General features: G+C 54.2%; 6 protein-coding genes and 2 tRNA genes. All 8 read left to right on the plus strand.

Annotation, left to right across the window (positions count from 1 at the left end):
* Positions 1-75: transfer RNA gene (locus BM181_RS03530), tRNA-Glu, on the plus strand.
* Between the two features lie 5 nt (positions 76-80).
* Positions 81-156: transfer RNA gene (locus tag BM181_RS03535), tRNA-Val, on the plus strand.
* 72 nt (positions 157-228) lie between these two features.
* Positions 229-762, plus strand: coding sequence for a transcription repressor NadR (locus tag BM181_RS03540; RefSeq protein ID WP_075442438.1), 534 nt, complete (start codon positions 229-231; stop codon positions 760-762).
* Between the two features lie 82 nt (positions 763-844).
* The gene (locus BM181_RS03545) at positions 845-1,645 is read left to right on the plus strand and encodes an HD domain-containing protein (protein WP_075442439.1); all 801 of its coding nucleotides are present in this window, start codon (positions 845-847) and stop codon (positions 1,643-1,645) included.
* A gap of 13 nt (positions 1,646-1,658) precedes the next feature.
* Positions 1,659-3,335, plus strand: coding sequence for a glutamine--tRNA ligase/YqeY domain fusion protein (locus BM181_RS03550; protein ID WP_075442440.1), 1,677 nt, complete (start codon positions 1,659-1,661; stop codon positions 3,333-3,335).
* A 1-nt stretch (position 3,336) separates the two neighbouring features.
* Complete coding sequence (locus tag BM181_RS03555; protein ID WP_075442441.1) at positions 3,337-3,648, plus strand: hypothetical protein; 312 nt, start codon at positions 3,337-3,339, stop codon at positions 3,646-3,648.
* A 35-nt stretch (positions 3,649-3,683) separates the two neighbouring features.
* On the plus strand, positions 3,684-4,967 hold the full coding sequence (locus BM181_RS03560) for an ArsB/NhaD family transporter (RefSeq protein ID WP_075442442.1): 1,284 nt from the start codon (positions 3,684-3,686) through the stop codon (positions 4,965-4,967).
* 125 nt (positions 4,968-5,092) lie between these two features.
* A complete protein-coding gene (locus BM181_RS03565; protein ID WP_256211275.1) occupies positions 5,093-5,908 on the plus strand; it encodes a M15 family metallopeptidase in 816 nt (271 codons plus the stop codon).
* The last annotated feature ends 117 nt before the right edge of the window (positions 5,909-6,025 follow it).

Raw genomic sequence — 6,025 nt, forward strand, 5'->3', positions numbered from 1 at the left:
GGCGCGTTGGTCAAGTGGTTAAGACACCGCCCTTTCACGGCGGCTTCATGGGTTCGAATCCCATACGCGTCACCATTTCCGGGCGATTAGCTCAGCTGGGAGAGCGCTTGCCTTACAAGCAAGATGTCAGCAGTTCGATCCTGTTATCGCCCACCATTCAAAAATATAGGCTGCCGAAGGGCGGCCTTTTTTGTTATCGGCAGTGTCAGAGGAACAGGAGGTTTGTGCATGAATACGGAAGAACGCCGGGAACATTTACTCAAACGCCTGCGTGAGGCAGAGCAGCCGCTCACGGGAACCAAGCTGTCGCGGGAATTTGCCGTGAGCCGGCAGATCATCGTCGGCGATATCAGCATCCTGCGGGCTCAGGGCGTGCAGATCTTTGCAACGCCCCGCGGGTATATCCTGCCGCAGGAGCAGCCTGAGGCCAGCCGCATGGTGACGCTGGTCTGCCAGCACGACGCAGCTGGCATGGAGCAGGAGCTCTTGGCCATCGTCGACAATGGCGGGGCGGTGCTCGATGTCATCGTTGAGCATCCGCTCTATGGCCCCATCCGCGGCGACCTGCTGCTGGAGAACCGCCGGGATGTCCGCGCCTTCCTGTCCAAGATGCAGAAATGCCAGGCCAATCCCTTGCTCGTCGTGACGGGGGGCATCCATATGCATACGGTGCGGGTTCCCGATGAGGAAACCCTGCAGGCTATCCGTGCAGATCTGCGGGGCCTGCACATCCTCGTGGAGGATGGCGTGGCCCGGGGCTGATATTGCGTGGCAATTCCCTTCGTAGTATAATTATAATGTTTTCATGCAGTGACAAAGGTATTTATAGTAAGGAAGACGATTCGTGGAAGAATTACTGAAGAAAATGCACACATGGATGGACGCCTATATGAAGCGTTTTGTCACCGATGACGAAGAAGTCATGCAGGGCATACGCATCAAGATGATCCATACCGGCTATGTCACGGCCATTGCCCGTGAGCTGGCGCAGGAATTGGCGCTTTGCCAGCATGACGTACAGCTGGCTGAGATCATGGGGCTGTTCCATGATGTGGGACGGTTCCGCCAGTACAGCATCTACAAGACCTTCAACGATGCGCAGTCAGAGGATCATGCCGATCTCGGGCTAAAGGTGCTGGCCGAAGAGATGCCGTATCTTGAGGCGTTGGCGGCAGAGGAGGCAGAGCTGGTGCGCTTTGCCATCCGCAATCACAACAAGAAGGAAATCGAGCCGACGGAAGACAAGCGCAAGCTGCTGTTTGCCCGTCTCCTGCGCGATGCAGACAAGCTCGATATCTACCGCGTGCTCTCGCCCTATCTGACACCGGATGGTGTCGATAAGGCGCCGAAATTCATCAAGGCTGATGCGAGCCAGCTCGTGAGTCCGGACTTTGTCCGCGACTTTGCCGAGGGCAAGCAGGCCGACTATCATCGTCTGCGCACCCATGGCGACCGCAAGCTGGTGCGGCTCATGTGGGTCTACGATGTCAACTTCAGCTGGACGCTGCGCAAGATGGTCGAGCGCGGCTATATCGACCTCATCATCAAGTATCTTCCTGAGCAGGAGGGGCTTGATGTCGGCATCCGCCGCTTGCGCCAATATATAGAAGAAAAATGCGCGGTCAAAGACCGTGTGGATGTATAAAGGAGAGAATCACATGGCAGAGAATACGACAATCGCTACGAATTTTGTTCAGAATGCGATTGAGGATGACCTGAAAAATGGCAAATATACGGAGGGCATTCATACGCGCTTCCCACCTGAGCCGAATGGCTATCTCCATATTGGTCACGCAAAGTCCATTTGCCTGAACTTCGGCCTGGCTGAGTACAATCATGGCCTTTGCAACCTGCGCTTCGACGATACGAATCCGACGAAGGAGGATACGGAGTACGTCGACTCCATCCAGGAGGACATCCATTGGCTCGGCTTCTCGTGGCAGAACCGCATGTATTATGCCTCGGACTACTTCGATAAGCTCTATGACTATGCGGTCGAGCTCATCAAGAAGGGCCTGGCTTATGTGGATGACCTCACGGCTGAGGAGATCAAGCAGTACCGCGGCACGCTGACGGAGCCGGGCAAGGAAAGTCCGTACCGCAACCGCAGCGTCGAGGAGAACCTTGACTTGTTTGCCCGTATGAAGGCTGGCGAATTCGCCGATGGAGAGAAGGTACTGCGCGCGAAGATCGACATGGCTTCGCCGAATATGGTCATGCGCGATACGGTCATCTACCGCATCGCCCACGCCCATCATCATCGTACGGGAGATGCCTGGTGCATCTATCCGATGTACGACTTTGCCCATCCGCTGTCGGATGCCATCGAGGGCATCACGCATTCGGTCTGCACGCTCGAGTTTGAGGAGCACCGTCCGTTCTACGACTGGCTCCTGGAGTCACTGGGCTTTGACGTCAATACGCGCCCGCGTCAGATTGAGTTTGCACGTCTCAATCTCACGAACACGGTCACGAGCAAGCGCAAGCTGCGCCAGCTTGTCGAAGAGGGCTATGTACGCGGCTGGGACGATCCGCGCATGCCGACCATTTCGGGCCTGCGCCGCCGCGGTTATACGCCGGCATCGCTGCGCAACTTCTGTGAGGAGATCGGCGTCGCCAAGGGCAACAGCCTGGTCGATGTCAGCATGCTTGAGCACTGCGTACGCGATGACCTCAATGAGCATGCGGACCGCGTCATGGCAGTGCTGCGTCCGCTGAAGGTCGTCATCACGAACTATCCGGAGGATAAAGAGGAGTACCTGCTGGCTGACAACAATCCGATGCATGGTGGCAGCCGCTTCGTGCCGTTCTCCCGCGAGATCTATATCGAGCAGGAAGACTTCATGGAGGAGCCGCCGAAGAAGTATTTCCGCCTCAAGCCGGGCGGGGAGGTCCGCCTCAAGCATGCGTACATCATCAAGTGCGAGGAAGTCGTGAAGGATGCAGACGGCAATGTTGTCGAGCTTCGCTGCACCGCGGATCTTGAATCCAAGACGGGCGGTGCTACGGCTGGCCGCAAGATCAAGGGCACGATCCACTGGGTAGCTGCCAAGACAGCACTGCCGGCCGAGGTACGCCTCTATGACTACCTGCTCGAAACCGATGAGAACGGCAACCTGCCGGATGACTTCATCGCTGCGCTCAACAAGACGTCGCTGGAAGTCATCGAGAACGCCTGGATCGAGCCGAGCGTCAAGCTCACGGCTGCTGGTACGCACTACCAGTTCCTGCGCGAGGGCTATTTCGTTGTCGATCCGGACACGACGCCGGATAAGCTGGTCTTCAACCGTGTGGTTGGCCTGCGTGACAGCTGGGCTAAAGTAAAGAAGGGATAACATGAGCAAGATTCCAAAGGGACTTACTGATAAGGATATGTTCCAGAATTACGTGGAGGAGGAATCCCTTGAGGATGCCTTTGTCAAGGCTGAGAAGCTCGCGGACAAAAAACGCCGGGAGCAGGCGGCAGCAGAGCCGCCCGCTGAGCTTAGCCGGGCTGGGTTTACACCGGCGCTTACTGAGGATCTTGGCAAGGCTCTGATGGTGCTCAAGATGGAACTTTTCCGCGAGGGTATCCAGCATTATACGTTCAAGATCAAGCGCGATGGTGAAAATATCGTGCTGACCCCGAAGTATAAAAAAGAGAAATAAGCGAATTCAAAGACTATGGAAAGAAGTGGATTGCATTGTTAAGCAGCACAACCCTGGCGGTCATCATCTTTGTGGCTGCCTATGCGCTGATTATTTCGGAGAAGGTGCATCGCACCATCGTGGGAATTTTCGGTGCTATGCTGATGATTCTCTGTGGTATCATCAGTCAGGAAACTGCTATTCATCATATTGATTTCAATACGTTGGGCCTGTTGATGGGCATGATGATTATCGTTAACATCACAAGTGAGACTGGCCTGTTCAACTTCCTGGCTATTTGGGCGGCTAAGAAGGTAAAGGCACGTCCGATTGCGCTGCTCGTGGCATTGTCAGCGCTTACGATGATTTGCTCGGCGCTGCTCGATAACGTTACGACGGTACTGCTGACGGTTCCAATTACTTTCAGCATCACAGCGCAGCTCAAGGTGGATGTGAAGCCGTATCTTATCGCTCAGATCCTGTCGTCGAACATCGGCGGCACGGCGACGCTGATCGGTGACCCGCCGAACATCATGATCGGCAGTGCCGTCGGCCTGAACTTCATGGATTTTATCGCCAACCTAACCGGCGTGTCCATCGTGATTTTCTTGGTCGTCCAGGCACTCTTGATCCTGCTTTATGGCAAGGAGCTCAAGACTCAGCCGGAGCTGCAGGAGAAGGTCATGCGCCTCAACGCGAAGAGCCAGATTTCCGACGTCAAGCTGCTCAAGAAATGCTTGTTTGTCATTTTCGTCACGATCTCGCTGTTTGTCATGCACGGTGCCTTGGGGCTGGAGACGGCAACGGCAGCGCTCACGGGCGCAGGCCTCCTGCTGCTCATCACGTTCACGCGCAATGAGCCCATGATTGCCAAGGTGCTCTCGAAAGTCGAGTGGCTGGCCATCTTCTTCTTCGCGGGCCTGTTCGTGCTCGTTGGCGCTTTAGTGGAGACGGGCGTCATCGAGATGCTGGCTGCTGAGGCCATCAAACTCACCCATGGCGATGTCACGGCCACGGCAGTGCTGATTCTCTGGATGAGCGCTATCGCTTCGGCTTTCATCGACAACATCCCGTTTGTGGCAACGCTGATTCCGCTGATCCAGGATATGGGCCAGATGGGACTTACGAACCTTGATCCGCTCTGGTGGTCGCTGGCACTTGGTGCCTGCCTCGGCGGCAATGGTACATTGATCGGTGCGAGCGCTAACGTTGTCGTGGCTTCGATGGCTACACAGCGTGGCCGCCAGATTTCATTCCTGGGCTTTATGAAAGTGGCATTCCCGGTCATGGTGCTGACGATTATCATGGCAAATATATATGTATGGCTGCGTTATCTCTGATAGCGTTGCAGACGTGTCATGTCCTTCCGGATTAACGGGAGGACATTTTTTTGAAGCAGGATTTTTTCTATTCTTGTTGAATCCTAACTTGTATGAAATTTTTCAAGTCAACAGGAGGAAAGTGGATGAAAATGATGAGAAAAAAATGGCTGGGAATATTAGGTGGTATGCTGCTGGCAGGATGTTCGCTGTTTCCGGCGCAGGCAGAGATGGCAGCAGCAGAAACTGCAGCTGTGCAGCAGGCGGGAAAGGTATCGCCAGAGGATTCCCGTGACTTTGTGGTATTATCCGAGGCTGTGCCTGATGTGATCCTTGAGGTGCGTTATTACTCGACTTATAATTTTGTCGGTGACCGCATCGCTGGTTATGAGCAGCCTTGTGTCATGCTGACGAAAGAAGCGGCAGCAGCCCTCAAAGAAGTGGCGGCAGATATGAAGAAACAGGGCTATCGCTTGAAAATCTATGATGCGTACCGCCCGCAGATGGCTGTCGATAATTTCGTAGCTTGGGCTGAGAAACTGGATGATACGCGTATGAAGCCTTATTTTTATCCGCAGGTGGATAAGACGCGGTTGTTCGCTGATGGTTACATCGATGCCAAGTCCGGGCATAGCCGCGGCTCGACGCTCGATTTGACTTTGTTTGATATGAACACTGGCAAAGATGTCGATATGGGCGGTGTTTTTGACCACTTTGGTATCGAGAGCCATCCCGATTGGTGCGGAGATGCAGAGACCGGCAAATATACGGGCCAATACAAAGGGAACATGCAGCCTAAAGATGGAAAGATCAATGAGGTCCAGTTCAAGAACCGCATGCTCCTGCGCCAGGCGATGCTTCGTCACGGGTTCAAGCCGCTGGCTACGGAATGGTGGCATTTCACGCTGAAAAATGAACCGTATCCAGATACGTATTTCAACTTCAAGCCGCATATGAAGTAAATAGGATTCCAGTGGATCGCTGCTGAAAATATCGTAAAAAAAATCCGTCCGGCGCTTATATGTAGTGACCCCATAAAGTTAGACCTTACCGGTAGTAGCAATTATTTGCTGCTACCG

The organism is Pseudoselenomonas ruminantium (assembly GCF_900113715.1).
Taxonomy (GTDB): Bacteria; Bacillota; Negativicutes; order Selenomonadales; family Selenomonadaceae; genus Selenomonas_A; species Selenomonas_A caprae.